Source organism: Corynebacterium sp. LK2537 (assembly GCF_040946485.1).
In the GTDB taxonomy this organism is placed as follows: Bacteria; Actinomycetota; Actinomycetes; order Mycobacteriales; family Mycobacteriaceae; genus Corynebacterium.
Genome location: NZ_JAYWLQ010000003.1, coordinates 135,991 through 154,827, shown reverse-complemented (window position 1 = coordinate 154,827; position 18,837 = coordinate 135,991). Strand labels below are relative to the sequence as shown.

At 66.2% G+C, this 18,837-nt stretch carries 14 protein-coding genes; 8 read left to right on the top strand and 6 right to left on the bottom strand.

What is annotated here, in order from left to right:
* Window positions 1-64 precede the first annotated feature (64 nt).
* Complete coding sequence (locus tag VVS03_RS05580; protein ID WP_368519929.1) at window positions 65-1,357, top strand: adenylosuccinate synthase; 1,293 nt, start codon at window positions 65-67, stop codon at window positions 1,355-1,357.
* Between the two features lie 190 nt (window positions 1,358-1,547).
* Window positions 1,548-2,924 carry a formate-dependent phosphoribosylglycinamide formyltransferase gene (purT, locus tag VVS03_RS05575; protein WP_368519928.1) on the top strand — a complete coding sequence of 459 codons (1,377 nt, stop codon included), beginning with the start codon at window positions 1,548-1,550 and terminating at the stop codon, window positions 2,922-2,924.
* Window positions 2,925-2,939: 15 nt separating this feature from the next.
* Here purT and VVS03_RS05570 read toward each other — a convergent pair whose 3' ends face one another.
* From VVS03_RS05570 to ilvA, 3 genes are all read right to left on the bottom strand, one after another.
* Window positions 2,940-3,518, bottom strand: a complete 579-nt coding sequence (locus tag VVS03_RS05570) for a GNAT family N-acetyltransferase (protein ID WP_368534189.1) — start codon at window positions 3,516-3,518, stop codon at window positions 2,940-2,942.
* Window positions 3,519-3,541: 23 nt separating this feature from the next.
* Complete coding sequence (locus VVS03_RS05565) at window positions 3,542-4,906, bottom strand: FAD-dependent oxidoreductase (RefSeq protein ID WP_368519926.1); 1,365 nt, start codon at window positions 4,904-4,906, stop codon at window positions 3,542-3,544.
* A 134-nt stretch (window positions 4,907-5,040) separates the two neighbouring features.
* Window positions 5,041-6,318: a threonine ammonia-lyase IlvA gene (gene ilvA, locus VVS03_RS05560; protein ID WP_368519925.1), complete on the bottom strand. Its 1,278-nt coding sequence runs from the start codon at window positions 6,316-6,318 to the stop codon at window positions 5,041-5,043.
* Window positions 6,319-6,756: 438 nt separating this feature from the next.
* On the opposite strand from ilvA, the gene VVS03_RS05555 reads away from it, so the two are divergent.
* The 5 genes from VVS03_RS05555 to VVS03_RS05535 all read left to right on the top strand — a co-directional run bounded on the left by VVS03_RS05555 (window position 6,757) and on the right by VVS03_RS05535 (window position 12,947).
* Window positions 6,757-8,106 carry an HAAAP family serine/threonine permease gene (locus VVS03_RS05555; protein WP_368521281.1) on the top strand — a complete coding sequence of 450 codons (1,350 nt, stop codon included), beginning with the start codon at window positions 6,757-6,759 and terminating at the stop codon, window positions 8,104-8,106.
* 88 nt (window positions 8,107-8,194) lie between these two features.
* A complete protein-coding gene (locus VVS03_RS05550; RefSeq protein WP_368521280.1) occupies window positions 8,195-9,181 on the top strand; it encodes a lactate/malate family dehydrogenase in 987 nt (328 codons plus the stop codon).
* A gap of 149 nt (window positions 9,182-9,330) precedes the next feature.
* Window positions 9,331-10,707: a phosphate acetyltransferase gene (pta, locus tag VVS03_RS05545; protein ID WP_368521279.1), complete on the top strand. Its 1,377-nt coding sequence runs from the start codon at window positions 9,331-9,333 to the stop codon at window positions 10,705-10,707.
* Complete coding sequence (locus VVS03_RS05540; RefSeq protein WP_368519921.1) at window positions 10,708-11,928, top strand: acetate kinase; 1,221 nt, start codon at window positions 10,708-10,710, stop codon at window positions 11,926-11,928.
* Between the two features lie 227 nt (window positions 11,929-12,155).
* Window positions 12,156-12,947 carry a hypothetical protein gene (locus tag VVS03_RS05535; RefSeq protein WP_368519920.1) on the top strand — a complete coding sequence of 264 codons (792 nt, stop codon included), beginning with the start codon at window positions 12,156-12,158 and terminating at the stop codon, window positions 12,945-12,947.
* Window positions 12,948-13,261: 314 nt separating this feature from the next.
* On the opposite strand, the gene VVS03_RS05530 is transcribed toward VVS03_RS05535, so the two are convergent.
* Genes VVS03_RS05530 through VVS03_RS05520 form a run of 3 tightly spaced genes read right to left on the bottom strand, consistent with a single transcriptional unit; the run spans window position 13,262 to window position 18,190 of the window.
* On the bottom strand, window positions 13,262-15,676 hold the full coding sequence (locus VVS03_RS05530; protein WP_368521278.1) for a tetratricopeptide repeat protein: 2,415 nt from the start codon (window positions 15,674-15,676) through the stop codon (window positions 13,262-13,264).
* The gene (locus tag VVS03_RS05525) at window positions 15,669-16,712 is read right to left on the bottom strand and encodes a glutamate ABC transporter substrate-binding protein (RefSeq protein WP_368519918.1); all 1,044 of its coding nucleotides are present in this window, start codon (window positions 16,710-16,712) and stop codon (window positions 15,669-15,671) included. The genes VVS03_RS05530 and VVS03_RS05525 overlap by 8 nt, the downstream gene beginning before the upstream one ends.
* Window positions 16,712-18,190 (bottom strand): hypothetical protein, encoded by a 1,479-nt coding sequence (locus tag VVS03_RS05520; RefSeq protein WP_368521277.1) that lies wholly within the window; start codon window positions 18,188-18,190, stop codon window positions 16,712-16,714. Before VVS03_RS05520 ends, VVS03_RS05525 begins: the two co-directional genes overlap by 1 nt.
* A gap of 111 nt (window positions 18,191-18,301) precedes the next feature.
* Between VVS03_RS05520 and VVS03_RS05515 the strand changes: the two genes are divergently transcribed.
* Entirely contained in the window at window positions 18,302-18,811 is a 510-nt protein-coding gene (locus VVS03_RS05515) for an NUDIX domain-containing protein (RefSeq protein WP_368521276.1), read from the top strand.
* Window positions 18,812-18,837: the final 26 nt, after the last annotated feature.

Sequence of the window (18,837 nt, the reverse complement as noted above, 5' to 3'; positions counted from 1 at the left end):
GGCTAACCAGGTAGAGTTAGTGCGTATTTGACTCCAATTTAAATGGGGAAGTGAACTAGCAACCATGGCAGCAATCGTCATTGTTGGCGCCCAGTGGGGCGACGAAGGCAAGGGCAAGGCGACGGATATCCTCGGCGGCAAGGTCGACTACGTTGTCAAGCCGAACGGCGGCAACAACGCCGGCCACACCGTCGTGGTCGGCGGCGAGAAGTACGAGCTCAAGCTCCTGCCCGCCGGCATCCTGTCGGAAAACGCCACCCCGATCCTGGGCAACGGCGTCGTGATTAACCTGGAGGCCCTCTTCGACGAGATCGACGGGCTGGAAGCCCGCGGCGCGAAGGCCTCCCGCCTGAAGATTTCCGCCAATGCGCACCTGGTGGCGCCGTACCACCAGACGCTCGACCGCGTGCAGGAGCGCTTCCTGGGCAAGCGCGCCATCGGCACCACCGGCCGCGGCATCGGCCCGGCCTACGCGGACAAGGTCGCGCGCATCGGCATCCGCGTCCAAGACATCTTCGACGAGTCCATCTTGCGCCAGAAGGTTACCTCCGCGCTGGACATCAAGAACCAGATGCTGGTCAAGATGTACAACCGCAAGGCCATCGACCCGGAGCAGGTCGTGGAGTACTTCCTGAGCTACCGGGAGCGCCTGCGCCCGATGGTCATCGAGGCCGAGCTCGAGCTCAACGATGCCCTGTCCAACGGCAAGCACGTCCTCATGGAGGGCGGTCAGGCCACCATGTTGGACGTGGACCACGGCACCTACCCGTTCGTGACCTCCTCCAACCCGTCCGCCGGCGGCGCCTCGGTGGGCTCGGGCGTGGGCCCGACGCAGATCACCACCTCCCTGGGCATCATCAAGGCGTACACCACCCGCGTGGGCGCGGGCCCGTTCCCCACGGAGCTCTTCGACAAGTGGGGCGAGTACCTGCAGACTACCGGCGGGGAGATCGGCGTCAACACCGGCCGCAAGCGCCGCTGCGGTTGGTACGACTCCGTCATCGCCCGGTACGCCACCCGCGTCAACGGCTTCACCGACTACTTCCTGACCAAGCTGGACGTTCTCACCGGAATCGGGGAGATCCCCATCTGCGTGGCCTACGACGTGGACGGCAAGCGCTTCGACGAGATGCCCATGACCCAGTCCGACTTCCACCACGCCGAGCCCATCTTTGAGACCATGCCGGCCTGGGACGAGGACATCACCCGCTGCCAGACCTTCGAGGAACTGCCGCAGAAGGCCCAGGACTACGTCCTGCGCCTCGAGGAGCTGTCCGGCACCCGCATCTCCTACATTGGCGTCGGCCCCGGCCGCGACCAGACCATCGTGCGCCACGACGTCCTCGAGGACGCCTAAGCAGGCAGAAAACCAATAGAACACACACTCCCGTCGAATGCTGTGATGGCAGCTGGGCGGGAGTTTGTGCGTTGCGGGACCGGTACCTGCGCAATGTTATGGCCTGTTCCAATGCGGCAGATAGCTGGCGCTATGCGATAATGGTCGCAGAGTTTGCTGTGGTGTCTCACAGCTTCTGGAGGAACAATCTATGGACTTTGCACAACATATCGGAACGCCGCTGACATCCAACGCCACCAAGGTGCTGCTGCTCGGCGGTGGTGAGCTCGGCAAGGAGCTGACGGCTGCGTTCCAGCGCCTGGGGCTGGAGGTGCACGCGGTGGACTCCTACCCGGGGGCGCCGGCGCTGCACATCGCCCACGTGGCGCACGTGGCGCAGATTTCCGACCCGCAGGCGGTCTGGGAGATTGCCTCCCAGGTCCAGCCGGACTTCGTCGTGCCTGAGGTGGAGATGGTGGCCGTGGATGCCCTGTCGCGCCTGGAGGCGGAAACGGATGCCGTGGTAGTGCCCACCGCACGCGCTTGTGAGCTCACCCGGGACCGGGAATCGATCCGCAGCGCGGCGGAGTCGCTGGGCCTGCCCACGACGGCCTACCGCTTTGCGAATTCGGAGGAGCAGCTCGTCGCCGCGGTCGAGGAGCTGGGCTTTCCCTGCATCATCAAGCCGGACGTGTCGACCTCCGGCAAGGGGCACATGCTGGTCCGCGAGCCGGAGGAAATCGCCAGCGCCTGGCAGAAGGTCCGCCGTGTGTCCTCAGACTCGGACTGCGTGGTGGCCGAGCGCTTCGTGGACTTCGACTACGAGGTCACGCTGCTGGCGGTGCGCTCCATCGACCCGTCCACCAAGGAGATGGCCACGTGGTTTAGCGAGCCCATCGGGCACCGCCACGAGCACGGCGACTTGGTGGAGTCGTGGCAGCCGATGCCCATGAGCCAGCGCGCGCTGGAAAACGCCCGCTCGGTGGCCGCGCGAATCTCCAACGAGCTGGGCGGGCGCGGCGTCTACGGGGTGGAGCTCTTCGTCGCCGGCGACGACGTGTATTTCTCCTCCGTCTCCCCGCGGCCGTCGGATACCGCCATGCTGACCGGCTACACCCAGCGCTTCTCCGAGTTCGAGCTGCAAGCCCGGGCCATTCTGGGCTACCCGATCGACGTCACCCTGGTAACCCCCGGTGCGTCCTATATGCTGCACGCGGACGACGACATCGAGGACGTGGCCTACCAGGGCGTGGGCCAGGCGATGGCGGTCGCGGAGACCGACGTGACGCTGTTTGGCAAGCCGGGCGCCTACAAGGGCCGGCGCATGGGCCTGGTGGTCTCCACGGGCGAGGACATCGAGGAGGCCCGCGATAGGGCCAACGTGGCGGCCGCGCGCATCGAGGTGCGCGGCACCCCGACCGCGGCCGAGGTCGTCGAGGACTCCCAGACCCCGGATATCCCGCAGCTGCACAAGGTGGTGCTGCTCGACGAGCCGCTCGTGCGAGTCAACCCCGAGCTGACCGGCGGCATCGACGATGACGAGGAGGAAGCCGCGGTCGAAAACACCACCCTGTGGGGCCGGAAGTAGGAGCCTGCCTCCTAGCTACTTCGCCGTGGCGCGCTTAATCATCGGCGTGTGCGGGGTGCCGTCCTCGTCGAAGGGCTCGCCGCACACGCTAAAGCCGAAGCGGCCGTAGTAGCCGGTCAGCGGCGATTGCGCCTCCAGGTAGACCGGCGTGCCCGGACGGGCGGTGGCGGCGAACTGCAAGGCGGCATCGATAAGCTGCCGGCCCAGCCCCGTGCCCCGGGCGGCGGGATCCAGGGCGAAGCGGCCGAACTGGACGACCTCGATGGTCGGGGCGTCGGCGGGCTCGCCTTGCTTTGCGGCGTCCGGGTCCGGGATGGTCGCCGGGAACAGGCGGGCCGTGCCCAGGAGCCGGGAGGTGGGATCCTGGGTCTGTTCTTGTGCTTGCGCTCGTTCTTGTTCGGCTGCAGGACTGTCCCAGGCCAAAAGGTGGATGGTGGACGGCTGGGCGTCCGTGTCATCGATTTCGGCGTAAGGGGTGGCCTGCTCATGCACGAAGACGTCCACGCGCAGCTTGTAGAGCGCGTGGACGTCTAGCGGGGCCAGCGCCGCGAGCGGCGCGGCGGTGATGGTGGGGTTAAAAGATTCTTTAGTCACGCCCACCAGCTTAGCGGCCGGGCTTAGTCCTCCTGCGGGCCGGCGTAGCGGACCATGTCGTCCCATTCGACGATCTTGACGCGCTCGCGCTCCTGCGGTTCGCCGGCGGCGCGCTCGGCCGCGTCCAGGCGGTGCCAGCCTTCCCAGGTGGTCACGGCGATCTCGCGGCTGGCCAGCAGGTCCAGGATGTCCTGCGGGTCGCGCTTAGTGGCCTCGGTGAGCTCGCCGGCCAGGTGATCGGCCAGCAGCATGGAGGTGGTGTCCTTCGCGTCGGACTTGGTGTTGCCGATAAGCCCGACCGGGCCGCGCTTGATCCAGCCCGTGGTGTACAGGCCCGGGATCTTCTCCCCGCCGTTATCGCGCAGCACGTGGCCGCCGTCGTTCGGGATGACGGCCTTCTCCTCGTCGTAGGGCACGCCCTTGACGTCCTGCGGGTGGTAGCCCACGGCGGAGTAGACCGCCTGGACCGGCCACTCGGTGAACTTCCCGGTGCCGTTGACCCGCCCGGTGCCGTCGAGCTCAGTGCGCTCGGTCTTCAGGCCGGTGACCTTGCCGTCCTCGCCGAGGATCTCCACCGGGGCCTCGAAGAAGTGGATGTAGAGCTTGTGCGGGGCGCCCTTGGTCTCGCGCATGGCGTAGCCCTCCAGGGTCTGGCAGACCAGGTCGGTGGACTTGGTGGCGCGGCGAGCTTCCTCGGAGGCAGCGTCGTAGTCGATGTCTTCCGGATCGACGATGACCTCGATGGTCGGGGACTCGTCCAGCTCCTTGAGCTCCTTCGGGGTGTACTTCGCCTGGGCCGGGCCGCGGCGGCCGAAGACGTGAATCTCCTTGGCGCGGTTGGTCTTCAGGGTCTGGTAAACGTTGTCCGGGATCTCCGTAACCAGCAGCTCATCGGCGGTCTTGGCCAGGATGCGGGAGACGTCTAGGGAGACGTTGCCCACGCCGATGACGGCCACGGACTCGGCGGACAGGTCCCAGTCGCGCTTGAAGTTCGGGTTGCCGTCGTAGAAGCCCACGAACTCGCCGGCGCCGTGGACGCCCTCGAGGTCCTCGCCCGGGATGTTGACCAGGCGGTCTGCGGTGGCGCCGGTGGCGAAGATGACGGCGTCGTAGTAGTCCTGCAGCTCCTCGACGGTGACGTCACGGCCGACCTCAATATTGCCCAGGAAGCGGATGTCTTCCTTTTCCATGACGTTGTGCAGAGACTGAACAATCCCCTTGATGCGCGGGTGGTCCGGGGCCACGCCGTAGCGGATCAGGCCGAAGGGGGCGGGCATCTTCTCAAACAGATCGACTTGGACGTCGACCTCGGACTTAACCAGAAGATCGGATGCGTAAATGCCGGCCGGGCCGGAACCAACGACTGCAACGCGCAGAGGGGAAGTCATAATATGTCGGTGTCCTCACTGATTCTTGGGGGAGTGGCTGTTACTTGTCTAATCTGAGCTCATCATACGTTCGGATGCGAGCAACGTACTAGATAGGGTAACAAGCCTGCTCCCCAAATCAGCCTCAGAAGGGCTTATCCGACTATCTTATATTCAGGCGTACCTGGCTTGAGGTACTCGTACTCGAACTTGGAGTTGTCCAAACGTTCGATGAGCTGGTCGATTTCCTCGGGCTTTTCCAGCACCAGGCCCACCAGCGCGGTGCCCAGCACGCAGTTGTTGCGCTTCTGGTACTTGAACCGGGTGATGTCGTCGCCGGGGTTGAGGATTTCGTCGAGGAAGATGCGCAGCTGGCCGGGGACCTGCGGGAAGCTGATGAGGAAGTAGTGCTTCAGGCCGCGGTGGACCAGGGAGCGCTCCATGATCTCTGTGTAGCGGATGACGTCGTTGTTGCCGCCGGAGATGACGCAGACGACGGTCGAGCCCGGCGCCAGGTCCAGCTTGGTCAGGCCGGTCACGGACAGCGCGCCGGCCGGCTCGGAGACGATGCCCTCGTTCTGGTAGAGGTTGAGCATCTCGATGCAGACGTCGTCCTCGCTGACTGCGAAGTGCTCCAGCCGGTCCTTGTTGGCCGAGAGGATCTCGTAGGGCAGCGCGCCGATGCGCTTGACGGCCGCGCCATCCACGAACGGGTCCACGGTCGGCAGCGTCATCGGGCCATTATTACGGAAGGCTGCGGCTAGCGATGCCGCGCCGGCCGGCTCCACGCCGTAAATCTGGGCCTCCGGGGCCTTCTCCGCGACGTAGCTGGTCAGGCCGGAGAGCAGGCCGCCGCCGCCGACGGGGGCGATCAGCGCGTGCAGCTCCTTGCCCTCCTCGGCCAGCTGCTCGAGGATTTCCTTGGCCATGGTGCCCTGGCCGACGACGGTGTCGTGGGCATCGAAGGGCTCGATGAAGGTGGCCCCGCGCTCGGCGGCGTCCTCATGGGCGGCGGCGGAGGCCTCGTCGAAGGACTCGCCGGTCACGACCAGGTCCACGAAGCGGCCGCCGTGGGCCAGGATGCGGTCGCGCTTCTGGGCCGGGGTGGACACCGGCACGAAGATCTTGCCCTGGACGCCCATGGTCTTGCAGGCGTAGGCCACGCCCTGGGCGTGGTTGCCGGCCGAGGCGGTGACGATGCCGGCGGCCAGCTCCTCGTCGCTCAGGTTCTTGATGCTGTTGAGCGCGCCGCGGATCTTGTAGGAGCGCACGTCCTGCAGTTCCTCGCACTTGAGGTAGACGTTGCAGTTGGTCAGTTGGGACAGTCGTTCGCTGTAGCGCAGTGGGGTGCGGTTGATTTCATCTTGGATGCGCTCGTGGGCGGCCTCGATTTCGGCGGCGGTGACGAGCGGGGTCTGGACTGTAGTGCTCATGCCTCCGATGTTATAAGTTCTCTGACCTGGGCAAAAGGGCTTTGATTTTGGTCATAGTGCCCGGTTTTTCCGTGACATGCCCAATAGTCGGGGGCATCCGGCGGGGGAGGTGCGGCCTTAGGGTGAAACACCGTTTCCCTAGGGGATTTTCAGGGGGCGTTTGGGGTCGGTGCAGCCTGGGCGGGTTTTCCGGTGGTTCCTGTTGGCTACTAGGTAAAAACTATGTCAGAACCGAGTGTGGCTAATTACTATAACGGATCCCTGCGGAAAAGTTCTCATTTTGGTGATGTGATAATAATTAATCATCAAATGTGAATTTGCTCATAGCATCCTGCGGGGGTTTTCCGGAGGATGGAGCGTGAAGTGATAAATAGTTCTCCATCGGCCCGTTCTTTCGCGTAGGGCTGCGGGGAACACGTCGAAAGGGTCGAACACACCATGTCCGTCATCCCTCCCGAGGCCGCTGACGCCCGGCGGGCACCAACCACCACGGCGCCGGGTAGCCCCGACAGCGCTGACAAAGCCCCCGGCTGGGGCAAAACCGATACCATCTGGACGCTGAGCCTGTTCGGCACCGCCATCGGCGCCGGCGTCATGTTCCTGCCCATCAACGCGGGCATCGGCGGCATTATCCCGCTGATCATCATGACCATCATCGCCTTCCCCATGACCTTCTGGGCCCACCGTGCGATGACCCGCCTGGTCCTGTCCGGCTCCGATCCGAAGTCCCACCTGACCGACGTCATGGAGGAGCACTTCGGCGCCAACGCCGGCGTCGTGATGACCGTCCTCTACTTCGTGGCGGTCTACCCGCTGGTGCTGGTCTACGCCGTCACGCTGACCAACACCCTGGAGTCCTTCCTCATCCACCAGCTGCACGTTGAACCCTGGCCGCGCTGGGCGCTAGCCACCCTGCTGGTCGGCGGCCTCATCTTCGTGGTGAAGATGGGCCAGGAAATCGTGGTCAAGGTGATGTCCGCGCTGGCCTTCCCCTTCATCGCCGTGCTGATCTTCCTGGCGCTCTACCTCATCCCGCGCTGGAACACCGCCTTCTTCTCTACCTTCGACCTAGACGTCGCGCGGGAGGCCTCCGGCAACGGCCTGGCCACCACGCTGATGCTGCTGGTGCCGGTGATGGTCTTCTCCTTCAACCACTCGCCGATCATCTCCTCCTTCGCCTCCGAGAAGCGCCAGGAATACGGCGACAAGTGGGCGGATAAGAAGACCGGCCAGGTCCTGGCGGCGGCCGAAGGCCTCATGGTCATCGTCGTGATGTTCTTCGTCTTCTCCTGCGCCCTGTCCCTGTCGCCGGAAAACCTGGCCGAGGCCAAGGAACAAAACATCACCATCCTGTCCTACCTGGCCAACCACTTCGATGCCCCCTTCCTGCAATGGGTAGCCCCCATCGTGGCGCTGGTGGCCATCTGCAAGTCCTTCCTGGGCCACTACCTAGGCGCGGCCGAGTCCGTCGAGGGTCTGGTGGTCACCGGCAACCACGTCGCCGGCAACACCAAGTTCACTCACAGCCGCGCGCTGGAGACCGGCTCGCTTATCTTCATCCTGGTGACCTGCATCCTGGTCGCCTGGGCCGACCCGTCCATCCTGGGCATGATTGAGACCCTGTGTGGCCCGGCCATTGCCGTCCTGCTCTTCCTGATTCCGATGTGGGCCATCCACAAGGTGGACGCGCTCAAGCGCTTCCGCGGCAAGCCGTCCAACTGGTTCGTCACCTTCATCGGCCTGGTGGCCGTGGCAACCATCTTCTTCTCCATCTTCCACTCCCTGTAAGCGCTGCTACCGCCGGCCTACACTCGAGGTCGGCGGTTTTCGCTTGCCGAGAACCCGTACTGTTTTACTACTCGTTGAAAGGAAAATCATGAACCGACCAGCCAAGCTCGTTATCACCGGAGCGGGCCACGTAGGTTCCTACGTGCTGGCAGAGGCGGTACATTCCGGCTTGTTTGCCGACATTGTGGTCATCGATAGCGACCCCGACATTGCCTGCGGCGAGGCCCTCGACCAACACCACCTGACCGGCGTGCCCGGTAGCTTCGTCCCGCGCGTGCGCCGCGGCGACTACTCCGAGTGCGCGGACGCCGACGTCGTCATTTCGGCCGCCGGCCCGTCGATGATCGTGGACCCCGACAACCCCGACGCCAACCCGGACCGCGCGGCGCTCGCGCCCGTCAACGGCGACATCACCCGCGGCATCATGCGCGAGGTGTGCGCCAACGTGGCCGACAAAGACGCCGGCCCCGTGCTCATCTTCATCACCAACCCGGCCGATACCATCGTCTGGATCGCCCAGAACGAATTCGACTACCCGGAGCACAAGCTCTTCGCCACCGGCACCATGCTGGACTCGTCCCGCCTGCGCCGCCTGGTCGCCGACGATCTGGGGATTAGCCCCGACTCCGTCGACGGTTACATGATGGGCGAGCACGGCATGGCCGCCTTCCCGGTCCTGTCCCACCTGTCCGTGGCCGGCATTCCCGCCGCCCGGCTCGGCGAATACTTCCCCGGCGTCCGGCTCGACGCGGCGGACCTGGCCGAGCGCGTCGTCGAGGCCGCCTACCAGGTCTTCCACTCCAAGGGCTGGACCAACGCCGGCGTCGCCGCCTCGGCCATGCGCCTGGCGCGGGCGGTCTTGCTCGATGAGCGCGCCATCTTCCCGGTCTCGACCACCCTGCACGGCGAATACGGCTACGACGGCGACGTCGCGGTCTCCCTGCCATGTTTGATCGGGCGTTCGGGGGTCCTCCGGCGCCTGACAGTGGAGCTGGATGACTGGGAAACGAAGGCCTTAGAAAAGTCCGTAGCTGCGGTTAAACGCGCAATCGCGGATTCTGCCCAAAACTTATAGTCATGAGTGACCTGTTTTACATCTACGCGAATCGGAAAAAATGGGCATTCTGAAGTAGGGTAGAGGAGGTCACTAAACAAATTACTGAGTGATATACAGCACTTTTGCTGTGGATATTGCCCCGTGACAGCGAATGAAAGGTTCGTCGCATGTCTAATGCTCGTTCTGTCCTTGTCAGTGTCGTAGGTCGTGATTTTGCCGACCTCAACCTTGCGGAAACTGCCCACCAGCTAGACGCGCAGCTGCGCACTCTGGATGAGCTCAACCCGAAGCTCGCCGACGTCGTCGCTGCGGAACTTACCGCCGACGGCCCCGTAGTTATTCAGGGCACCGGCGACACCCACTTCGACTCCGTAGCTGCCGCCGCCGTCGGCGTGCCGCTGCTGTTCGTAGCCGAGCAGGAAAAGGGCGCGGCCGAACTCGCGGTCCGCCACGCCAAGGACGTGCAGGCGACCGTCGCCGGCGTTGTCACGCCGGACCAGCTCAAGGACAGCGAGGCCCTGGCCCGCCAGATTAACCTCAACGTCGAGCCGGTCATGTCCGCTCCCGTCTTCGAGCAGCAGCTGCTGGGCCAGGCCAAGGCCGCCGGCGCCCACGTCGTGCTGCCGGAGGGCGACGACGACCGCATCCTGCTGGCGGCTGGCCAGCTGCTGGAAAAGGGCATCGTCAAGCTCACCATCCTGGGCAACCCGGACTCCATTGCCACCCGCGCCGGCGAGCTGGGCGTGGATCTGACTGACGCCACCATCATCGACCACCTGACCTCCCCGCTGGCCGAGGAATTCGCTGCCGACTTCGCCGAGCTGCGCAAGAAGAAGGGCGTGACCCTCGAGCAGGCCCGCGAGACCATGCAGGACATCTCCTACTTCGCCACCATGATGGTCCACAAGGGCCTGGCCGACGGCATGGTCTCCGGCGCGGCGCACACCACCGCCCACACCATCAAGCCTTCCTTCCAGATCATCAAGACCACCCCGGAGGCCTCCGTGGTCTCCTCCATCTTCCTGATGGTCATGCGCGGGCGCCTGTGGGCCTTCGGCGACTGCGCGGTCAACCCGAACCCGACCGCCGAGCAGCTCGGCGAGATCGCCGCCGTCTCCGCGAAGACCGCGGCCCAGTTCGGCATCGACCCGCGCGTGGCCGTGCTGTCCTACTCCACCGGCACCTCCGGCTCCGGCCCGGACGTGGACCGCGCCGTGGCCGCCGTGGAGGCCGCCCTTCAGATCAACGGCGACCTCAAGGTCGACGGCCCGCTGCAGTTCGACGCCGCCTGCGACCCGGGTGTGGCCAAGAAGAAGATGCCCGACTCCGAGGTCGCTGGCCAGGCCAACGTCTTCATCTTCCCGGACCTGGAAGCCGGCAACATCGGCTACAAGACCGCGCAGCGCACCGGCGGCGCCCTGGCCGTGGGCCCGATCCTGCAGGGGCTGAACAAGCCGGTCAACGATCTGTCCCGTGGCGCTACCGTTCCCGATATTGTCAACACCGTCGCTATTACCGCTATCCAGGCAGGAGGCAACGCCTAAATGGCCTACGTTCTAGTACTTAACTCCGGCTCTTCCTCCATCAAGTTCCAGGTGGTGAACCCGGAGAACGAAGCCACCGACGCTCCGCTGGTCACCGGCCTGGTCGAGCAGATCGGCGAGCCGAACGGTGCCATCAACGTCACCGTCAACGGCGAGAAGATCCGCGAAGAGCTGGAAATCCCGGACCACACCGCGGGCCTGAAGCGCGCCTTCGAGATCATGGAGGACAACCAGGTCGGCCCCACCCAGCTGGAGCTCATCGCCGTCGGCCACCGTGTCGTCCACGGCGGTCGCCTCTTCAGCGAGCCGCAGCTGCTGGACGAGCAGATCGAGTCCATGATCGAGGACCTCATCCCGCTGGCCCCGCTGCACAACCCGGCCAACCTGGACGGCATCCGCGTCGCGCGCGCCATCCTGCCGGACCTGCCGCACGTGGCCGTCTTCGACACCGCCTTCTTCAACCGCATGGCCCCGGCCGCCGCGCTGTATGCCATCAACAAGGAAGTCGCGACGAAGTACGACATCCGCCGCTACGGCTTCCACGGCACCTCCCACGAGTTCGTCTCGCAGCAGGTCCCGAAGCTGCTGGGCCGCGACCCGGGCCACACCCACCAGATCACGCTGCACCTGGGCAACGGCGCCTCCGCCGCCGCGATCTCCAACGGGCGCGCCATCGACACCTCGATGGGCCTGACCCCGCTGGCCGGCCTGGCCATGGGTACCCGTTCCGGTGATATCGACCCGGGCATCATCTTCCACCTGTCCCGCCAGGCGGGCATGACCATCGATGAGATCGACAAGCTGCTTAACAAGCAGTCCGGTGTGAAGGGCATTTCCGGCGTCAATGACTTCCGCGTGCTGCGCGAGCGCATCGAGAACGAGGACTCCGACGCCTGGCTGGCGTACAACATCTACATCCACCAGCTGCGCCGCTTCATCGGTTCCTACATGATTGCGCTCGGCCGCGTCGACGCCATCACGTTCACCGCCGGCGTCGGTGAGAACGACACCGAGGTCCGCCAGGACTCCCTGTACAACCTGGACATGTACGGTATCCACTTTGACAAGGAAGCCAACCTGGTCCGTTCCAAGGAGCCGCGCATGATTTCCACCGCAGACTCCCCGGTCAAGGTCTTCGTCGTCCCGACCAACGAGGAACTGGCCATCGCGCAGAAGTCTGCCGATATCGCCGCCATGGCCCGCGAGGCCGGCCTGTACTAGCACCTCGTGCTGCCGCGCGCCACTTGAGTGCGCCTGCGACTGTGGATAACTAGGGCCCGCGCCCAGTTATCCACAGTTTTGCTGTATCTGGGCCCGGGCGGCCTAGACCGGTGTTTGCGTGGGCGGTCAGGATGGCGGTATGAAACTGACTAAGACCCCGTACCACTGATAACCACTGCACCCGCCTCGCGCCGCAGGTAACCGCCGACGCGCAGGATTTCACGTCGTTGCCCGCCCACGAACAGGCCCGGCTGCGCTGCCTGGCCGCCGCGCTGAGCGCCCACCGCGCGGTGCTGACCTCCCGCTCGGCCGCCCGCATCCACCGGCTGTGGGTGCTCAGCGCCCGCGGGGGCGAGGACATAGAACTCGCCCTGGCCGGCGGCACCGCCCCGCCTAACGCGCAGGTCCCGCCCGGGTGGCGCTACCACAAGATGAAGCTGCCGCCGGGCGATATCGTCTCGGTGGCGGTTGCGGAAAGTGATGCCAGCGTCAGAGCCACCAGCCCGGCCCGCACCGTGGTGGATCTGGCCCGCCTGCACGGCTTCGTGCGCGGGCTAGTCGCCGCCGACAGCTACCTGGCCCGCGGTTTTGAGCGCGCCGAGTTGATGGCCGTGGCCGGCAGGCTCAAAGGCACCCGGGGGATTGGTCAGGCCCGTCAGGTCATCGGTGCCGCGATCGGCAACTCGGAGTCGCCGTACGAGTCGCTTGCCCGCGGACTGCTAATCCATAGCGGGTTGGCTAAGCGCCACCGCGTCGAGGCCCAGGCCCAGATCGGCGCTTTCCGCGTGGACCTGCTCATCGACGGATGGCTGGTCCTCGAGGTGGACGGCGCCGCCAAATACGACGGGCAGACCTACGGCCGCGCGGTCGAGGACGTCATCCGCTCCGAGCGCGACCGCGAGGCCTACCTGCAAAACCAGGGTTTCGTGGTCCGTCGCGTGACACCGCGGCAACTCTTCTACGAATACGCCGAGTTCATGGAGATGCTGACCACCACGTTGCGGCGGGCGGGGAGGTAGGGCGACGAGCGCCGGGCGCTGGGTGCCGGGCGCTGGGCGGAAAATATCGTCCTTTGCACAGAAGCCGATATTTCCGGTGTCTAAAACCGCTGTTCACGACTTTGTGCGTGTCGGCTGCGGGGAGGTTGGGCGGTAGAAGTAGATATTTTCGGCCGGGGCAGAGGAGAATCCGCGGAAAATATCGCCCTCTGCCCAAAGGCAGATATTTCCGACCCGTAAAACCGCTGGTCAACGCGTTAAAGGTGAAATCCGCGGACCAACCCGCTGGCAGGGGTCGATATTTCCCCCGGACCCGGCCCCAGTACCCACCGAACCTAAAACGTCGTCACCGGCCGGACCTGGTTCGCCAGGTCGACCAGCGCGTAGCGGTGCCGGGAGAAGGGGGCTTGGCGGGCGAGCGCGCGGAGCGTGTCGGCGAGCCCGTAGCGCAGGCCGCGCTGGGTGAAGGCGTACTCGAACAGGTCGTTCGGGCTGGCGGCGTGCGTGAGCTGGTGATCGCGCAGGAACGTCAGCCCGGCGGAGAGCACGGCGACCTTGATCTGCAAAAAGCGCGGCTCGTTGGTGGGGATCTCTTCCAGACGGCGGGCGGCGCGGCGCACGCGGGGTTCGGTCAGGGAGTGGGAGATGAGCTGCAACACCGTGGTCAGCCGCGCCATGCGCTGGTGGCGGGAGGCGTTCGGCACGCGGTCGAGGGTGTTGACGGCCATCTCCACCTGGTGCTCGGTGCGCAGCTGGCGGGCCAGCCCGAAGGCGGAGGAGACCGTGGTCGGGTTGGTGGCCCAGACCAGCCCGTAGAGGCGCATCGAGTTAAACCGCAGGACGCCGGGGTCCTGCGTGATGTGTTCCCAGAGCTCGGGCTGGCCGGCGAAGTCCTCGTCGGGCAGGTCGCCCAAGCTGAGCTCTTGGACCGCGCAGGCGCGGGCGACCTTCGGCATGAGCAGGGAGGAGCCGTCGTAGCCCAGCTGCTGCAGGAGCAGTTCGTTGATGGCGGCCAGCGCCAGCTTCGGCGCGGCCTCGCCGGGCAGGAGGCTGAGCACGGTGGAAAAGTGCTTCTGCGCCTCGGCGTAGTCGTCCAGCAGCAGCGCGGTCACGCCGGAGTACCACTCGAAGCGCCAGTCGCCGCCCAGGCGCTGCTCCAGCGAGGACAGCCAGCTGCGGGCCTGACCCGTGTAACCGAGGTCGATCATGGAGCGCACCACGCCCAGGGGGATTTCGGCGGACTGCTCGTATTCGTCGGTCTGCATCGCCTGGCGGAGGGTTTCCAGGGCCTCCTGCGGCTCCGTATAGGACGCGCCCTGCAGCAGCGCGGCGCCGACGTCGCTGCGGTCCAGCAGCGGGGTCGGGAGGGCGGAGACCACCTCGGGGGCGGTGGTCCGCACGGTGCGGTCGATGCCGTCGATGAGCTGGTCCGTGCGGAAGACCAGGTGCTTGGTGCCGAAGGTGGTACGTTGCGGCGAAAACAGCGAGTGCTGGGAGGGGTGCTGGACACCGTCGCGGACGGCGATGACCTCGCGCAGCACGCCGTAGAGCTGCGTGCGCAGCTCGCCCAGGTTGTTAAAGCGCTTGTCCGGGTCGCGGTCGGTGGCGCGCAGCAGCAGCCGGTAGAAGGACAGGTGGCGGCGGAACTGCGGTTCCTTTGCCGGGCTCGGCAGCCCGGGCAGGTAGATGCCGTCCTCGCTGGGAAGGTCGATGGTCAGCGCGGCCAGGGTGCGGCCGATGGTGTAGATATCGCTGGCTACCGAGGGGCCCTGGGTGGCCACCTCGGGGGCCTGGAAGCCCTGCGTGCCGTAGATGAAGCCGTAGGCGCCGATCCCGGAGACCGCGCCTAGGTCGATGAGCTTGACCTGGTCCTCGGTGACGATGATGTTGTCGGGCTTCAAGTCGTTGTAGACCACCCCCCGCGAGTGCAGGTAGTCCAGGGCCGGCAAAAGCTCCAGGATATAGGCGATGGCGATGTCGATGGGCAGCACCTTGCCCGGCTGCGCGTTGCGGCGGCTGCGCAGGGAGGGCCCGCCCACGTATTCCATCACGATGAAGCCGCCGGGCACGCGGGCGTCGTCGATGAAGTTGAAAATCTTCACGATGCCCGGGTGCGTAATATCCGCCAGGAACTCGCGCTCGGCGGCCGCGGCGGCGGTCTCGTCCTCGGACTTGTGGGCCTGCATGCCCTTGAGCACGACCACGCGCCCGGAGACGAAGTGGTCGTTGGCCAGGTAGATCCAGCCCATGCCGCCGTGGGCGATAACGCCCAGGATCTCGTACTGGCTGGCCACCATGTCGCCGGGGTTAAGCTGCGGGCGGGGGATCTTCTTGCGCTCGACGACCTCGTCCACGTCGAGCAGCGCCTGGCGCGGGTTGCTGGGGGAGACGAACGGCAGGTGGACCATGCCGTCGGCGACCTCGCGGTCGCGGCGGCGGGTCGCGCGCCTAGAGCGGAAGGTGTCGAGCGCCTTCTGGCGGGAGCGCTGCGAGGTATCCGCCACCTGCTGCGCGTCGCGCGCCTTCTTGTCGCGCAGGTTGCCCAGGTCCTTGATCAGCGCGGCGATGTTGTCGGAGTCGGCGGCGAATTCGTCGTCCTCGTCGTCGTCCGCGAAGGGATCGAAGGCCACGGCGGCGGTGCCGGTCTCGCCTTCCTCGTCGTCGGCGAAGGGATCGAAGGGCACGGCCGCGGTGGCGGCGTCCAGGTCGGAATCCGGGCCCGGTTCCAGGTGATCGGAGCGATCAGTCATTGCGTGCCTCCTCGGAGTCGTCGTCGGGGTCTTCGCTACGGTAGTCCAGGGCCGGCGGGCTGGCGGGGGCGAGGTAGGGGCCGAACCACTCGTTGTAGAGGCGCGCCCACGTGCCGTCGCGGCGCAGCCGCTCCAGCGTGGAGTTGACCTGTCGGACCAGCGGGCGGGTGTCTGCCCCCGGGCGGGATTTCTTGATGCCTACGCCGTAGGACTCGGTGGACATGGGCTCGCCGACGATCTCGGTGTAGGAGTCCTGATCCACCATGCCGGACAGGAGCGTGTCGTCGGTGATGACGGCGTCGGCCTGGCTCAGCTGCAGGGCCATGAGGCAGTCGCCCCAGGAGTGCGTGATCAAAAGCTGGGCGTCGGGCAGGTGGAGGCGGGCCTGGTTGAGCGAGGTCGAGCCCGCGGTGGCGCAGACCCGCTTGCCGGCGGTGGACTCGAGCGAGTCGATGCCGCTGGACTTCAGCGCCAGCAGGCGCGTGGAGGCGTCGAGGTAGGGCGTGGAAAACTCCACCTGTTTTTGGCGGTCTTCGTTGATGGTCATGGTGCGGACCACCATGTCGACCTCGCCGGACTCCAGCGCGTCCACGCGCTCGGCCGAGGACAGGAAGCGGAAATCCACCTTGGACGGATCGTCGAAGATATCGCGGGCGATCTCGTGGGCCAGGTCGACCTCGAAGCCGCTCATCTGCCCGGTGGTGGTGTCGCGGTAGCTGAGCAGGTTGTGCGACTGGTCCACGCCGACAATCACCCAGCCGCGCTTGACGATCTCGGGCACCCGCTCCTTGGCGTCCTTGTCGTCGGGGCGCCAGGAACCGGCGGGGTTGCCGCGGGAGTCCGCGTCGGCGGCTTCGGCATCGGCGGGCTCGTAGTAGGCGCCGGCGGGCAGCGGGGGGCCGGCTTGTTCTTCCTGCGTGCGCTCGGGGAGGATGCGGTCGATCTCGTTGGTCGGGGCGAGCTCGGAAGAGTGCGTCACGCAGCCAGTAAGCAGCAGCGGGAGAATGGCGAGCGCGGGCAGGACTTTCTTGCGCATTAGAGGTACTCCTGCACTCGGGGGCGGATGCCCAGCCAGACCGAAATCACCGCGGCCACGGTCAGCAGCATGACCGCGCTGGAGACCAGCGTCATGGCGGTCAGTCCCTCCTGGATATGCAGGCGCATGGCGCGCCGGGCGTCGGCGATGAGCTGGTCCAGGGTGCGGTCGAGCTCGTTGAAGGAGCTGGCGGCGCTGGTGGGTGAGGTCTCCCCGGGCAGCGTGTCGCCCGGGTTGGGATCGGTGGCCAGGAAGATGGCGTCGTCGTAGCGGCCCTCGCTCAGCGCGTTGAGCAGCGCCTCGTGGGACTGGGTCCAGCGCTCCAGCGAGTGCTGGGCGCCGCGGATGAGGTCGTCGCGGTCGAGTTCGGACTCGGTGGTGATCGACTCGGAGGCCGCGTAGTCCTCCAGCGCGTGGGAGATGGATTCGGTGGTCTCGTCGAAGGTCACGGCGGTTTCCTGCTCCGACTGGCGGTTGACCAAGGCCAGGGTCTCCGAGGTGCGGGCCTGCTGCGCGGCGATGCGCGAATTGGTCAGCGCGTCCCACGGGCGGGAGGCGTCCTCGAAGCCCTGCATGCCGGCGGACCAGGTCGCCAGGTTGGACAGGCCCACCCACAGCACCGCCAGGGTGAGCAGGCTGGTGGCGGTGACGAAGCCGCGGTTGAAGCGGCGCCGGGTCAGCCGCCACAGCCACCACTGGGCTAGTACCAGGAAGATGACGGCGGCCACCAGGCCGGACAGCGGAACCCACTGGGGGCGGGTGAGCTCGCGGCGCTCGTCGGAGACCTTCTGGCTGGTCAGCTGGAAAAGCTCGTCGGCGGCGGGCAGGATCTCCTCGCGCATCAGCGACGAGGCATTGGACATATAGGCGCTGGCCACGGCGTTGCCGGCGCGGTGGTTGGCCCGGGCGGTTTCCACCATGGAGGTATAGACCGGCAGCTCGCGCTGGATGAAGCCGACCAGGTCGCGGATGCGCTGGTCGTCGTCGGAGGTGCCCAGGATGGACTCGGTGGCGGCTACCGATGCCCGGTCGATCGCGTCGTTGTATTTCTGCCGGTTCTCGCCGGACTCGACGCCGGCCTGGACGAAACCGGTGGTGGCGACGGTATCCGCCAGGGAGAGGGAGGTGTAGAGGTTGTGGGCCGAGTTCGACATCGGCTCCGTGGTGGACAGCAGGGTGTCCAGGTTGTCCTGCCGGGCGGCCGAAGAATTGGACATGGAGATGCCGGCCGCGGCGATGGCCAGGGTCAGAATCACCGTGACGGTGAAAAGCTTGCCGGGCGTGGTCTCCAGGAAGGACCAGACGCGGCGGGCCAGGCGCGCGGGTCCGGCGAAGGTGGACATCGCCAGGTGGGTGGCCGGGTTGAAGGCAGGGTCTGCTGGGGCCGTGAGGTCGTCGAGCCAGTGGTCGCCCCCGGCGAACTGGGAGTCGTGCTCGGTGGGCTGGGTCGACTTAGGTTTCCTGCGGCGTGGCCGCATCAAGCTGGGTGCCCCGGAACCGGTCATTCATCTAGAATAGCTTTTCCGCTGTGTGCTACGCCACCTGACCGCGGGGTTTTGCCAAAAGTTATAGCATGGAGGGTGATGAATGTGGCAGGCAAACCCGAAAGCGGCGACGGCTGGGCAGCGGGCCCGGGCGGCAAACCCGCCTGGGGACTCTACGGCGCGGCCGGCCTCTTCCTGCTGGCCGAGGGCCCGCGGGTCCTGCTCCAGCACCGCGCGCAGTGGACCCACCAGGGCGGCACCTGGGGGATTCCCGGCGGCGCGCGGGACTTGCACGAAACCGCCAGCCAGGCGGCGGTGCGCGAGGCGGTCGAGGAATGCACCATCGACCCGGCGGACATAGAAATTATTGATGAGATTGTTACCGCCGGCCCCTACCCGGCCAACCCCGCGCGCCCGGACCTGCCCGGCGGCTGGACCTATACCTCGGTGCTGGCCCGGACCAAGACCGGAAACCCGCTGGACACCGTGCCCAACGAGGAGTCGCTGGAGCTGCGCTGGGTGCCGCTCGGCGAGGTCGAGCAGCTGCCGCTGCTGTCCGCCTTCCGCTCCGCTTACGCGGATTTGTGCCGGGCGGCGCGTGCCTTGGGCAGGTAAAACCGCCCGAATTGTGGCACGCTAGT

What these genes read in the sequence shown, in the direction of transcription:
- VVS03_RS05580 (WP_368519929.1), top strand. Translation starts at nt 65, where the DNA reads ATGGCAGCAATCGTCATTGTTGGCGCCCAGTGGGGCGACGAAGGCAAG.
- purT (WP_368519928.1), top strand. Translation starts at nt 1,548, where the DNA reads ATGGACTTTGCACAACATATCGGAACGCCGCTGACATCCAACGCCACC.
- VVS03_RS05565 (WP_368519926.1), bottom strand. Translation starts at nt 4,906, where the DNA reads ATGACTTCCCCTCTGCGCGTTGCAGTCGTTGGTTCCGGCCCGGCCGGC.
- ilvA (WP_368519925.1), bottom strand. Translation starts at nt 6,318, where the DNA reads ATGAGCACTACAGTCCAGACCCCGCTCGTCACCGCCGCCGAAATCGAG.
- VVS03_RS05555 (WP_368521281.1), top strand. Translation starts at nt 6,757, where the DNA reads ATGTCCGTCATCCCTCCCGAGGCCGCTGACGCCCGGCGGGCACCAACC.
- VVS03_RS05550 (WP_368521280.1), top strand. Translation starts at nt 8,195, where the DNA reads ATGAACCGACCAGCCAAGCTCGTTATCACCGGAGCGGGCCACGTAGGT.
- pta (WP_368521279.1), top strand. Translation starts at nt 9,331, where the DNA reads ATGTCTAATGCTCGTTCTGTCCTTGTCAGTGTCGTAGGTCGTGATTTT.
- VVS03_RS05540 (WP_368519921.1), top strand. Translation starts at nt 10,708, where the DNA reads ATGGCCTACGTTCTAGTACTTAACTCCGGCTCTTCCTCCATCAAGTTC.
- VVS03_RS05530 (WP_368521278.1), bottom strand. Translation starts at nt 15,676, where the DNA reads ATGACTGATCGCTCCGATCACCTGGAACCGGGCCCGGATTCCGACCTG.
- VVS03_RS05525 (WP_368519918.1), bottom strand. Translation starts at nt 16,712, where the DNA reads ATGCGCAAGAAAGTCCTGCCCGCGCTCGCCATTCTCCCGCTGCTGCTT.
- VVS03_RS05520 (WP_368521277.1), bottom strand. Translation starts at nt 18,190, where the DNA reads ATGCGGCCACGCCGCAGGAAACCTAAGTCGACCCAGCCCACCGAGCAC.